At 69.4% G+C, this 1,423-nt stretch carries 1 protein-coding gene; it reads left to right on the forward strand.

The window, feature by feature from the left end; translation table 11 throughout:
- The first annotated feature begins 108 nt into the window (after positions 1-108).
- Positions 109-1,419, forward strand: coding sequence for an ISL3 family transposase (locus tag KVA01_RS12535; RefSeq protein ID WP_141270577.1), 1,311 nt, complete (start codon positions 109-111; stop codon positions 1,417-1,419).
- The last annotated feature ends 4 nt before the right edge of the window (positions 1,420-1,423 follow it).

Here is a 1,423-nt window from a genome sequence, read left to right on the forward strand (position 1 = left end):
CTCTTCGTAGTTGAGGGTGTAACCGGGGTTCGGGTGGCGGTGGCCGGGTAGGCGTCGAGGTCCCCCGAGGATGGAAGTTCCTACACTGCCCATCCGGAAGACCTCGACGTGTTCAACGCTACCTTCGCCGCGCCCTGCCTCACCACGTTCTGCCGCCTCGACGAGCTCGGCCTCGAGGCCGTGGGTCAGCATCTCGATGCGGATCGGGCGGTGATCGAGTGCCGCGTCGTCGACGACGATCCGTGGTGCCGCAAGTGCGGAGCAGAGGGCGTGCCACGGGATACGGTGGTCCGCCGGCTCGCGCACGAGCCGTTCGGGCACAGGCCCACGGTCCTGCTGGTGCGGGTGCGCCGCTACCGGTGTGCGCACTGCGGGAAGACGTGGCGGCAGGACACCTCGAAGGCCGCGACGCCGCGCGCGAAGATCTCTCGCGGCGGGCTGAGTTGGGCGCTGACGGCGATCGTCGTCGACCATCTCACCGTCTCGCGCGCGGCCGCCGGTCTCGGCGTGTCCTGGCATACCGCGAACAGCGCGATCATCGCCGAGGGCAGGCGGCGCCTGATCGACGCTCCGGGCCGGTTCGAGGGGGTCACCACGATCGGTGTCGACGAGCACGTCTGGCGGCACACCCGGCTGGGCGACAAGTACGTCACCGTGATCATCGACCTCACGCCCGCCCGCGAGAAGACCGGCCCCGCACGGCTGCTGGACATGATCGAAGGCCGCTCCAAGGCCGTCTTCAAGCAGTGGCTCGCGGGACGGCCGCAGGCATGGCGGGACGGCATCGAGGTGGTAGCGATGGACGGGTTCAGCGGGTTCAAGACCGCCGCCGCGGAAGAGCTCCCGGACGCGGTCCCGGTGATGGACCCGTTCCATGTCGTCCGTCTCGCCGGCGACGCGCTGGACCGGTGCCGGCAACGCGTTCAGCAGGACACGCTCGGGCATCGCGGTCGCGCAGGCGACCCGCTCTACAAGGCCCGCCGCACCCTGCACACCGGCGCCAGCCTGCTCACAGACAAGCAGACCGCGCGCCTGGAAGCGGTGTTCGCCATCGAAGAGCACGTCGAAGTCGAGGCAACCTGGGGCATCTACCAGCGCATCGTCGCCGCCTACCGCGAACCCGACAAGAACAAGGCGAAGCAGCTGATGCGGGAAGTGATCGACTCCGTCAGCAGCAGCGTTCCCGCCGCGCTGATCGAGATCCGCAGGCTCGGCCGCACCCTCAAGCAGCGCGCCGTCGACGTGCTCGCGTTCTTCGACCGGCCCGGCACCTCGAACGGCCCAACGGAGGCGATCAACGGGCGGCTCGAGCACCTCCGCGGCTCCGCCCTCGGCTTCCGCAACCTCACCCACTACATCGCCCGCAGCCTGCTCGAAGCCGGCGGATTCAGACCAGCCCTACACCCTCAACTGCGATGAGCCG

It is taken from the genome of Kocuria varians (assembly GCF_006539885.1).
In the GTDB taxonomy this organism is placed as follows: Bacteria; Actinomycetota; Actinomycetes; order Actinomycetales; family Micrococcaceae; genus Kocuria; species Kocuria varians.